This window comes from Psychromonas aquatilis, from assembly GCF_038155185.1.
GTDB classification, from domain to species: domain Bacteria; phylum Pseudomonadota; class Gammaproteobacteria; order Enterobacterales; family Psychromonadaceae; genus Psychromonas; species Psychromonas aquatilis.
On record NZ_JBAKAZ010000467.1, the window covers coordinates 1 to 209 of the forward strand.

A 209-nucleotide genomic window follows, 5' to 3' on the forward strand; every position below is an offset into this window, starting at 1 on the left:
TTGTACTCCAGCAACCGATATTCTGAAATCATCATCATGCTCTATCAAGCCTAAAGGTATCTCTGACTTATAGTCGGAAAGTACTGCATCAAGTTTTTGCTCTTCTAGTACTTCGTAGAGGATAGGCTCACTTTGGTAAGGTATCTCAGGAGATAATAGTGCTATAGCACAAACACTATCTTTACCTACTACTTTGAGAAGATCGAAGG

At 39.2% G+C, this 209-nt stretch carries 1 pseudogene; it reads right to left on the reverse strand.

The window, feature by feature from the left end:
• Positions 1 to 209, reverse strand: a pseudogene (locus V6256_RS16190) (type II toxin-antitoxin system HipA family toxin); the annotation flags it as partial.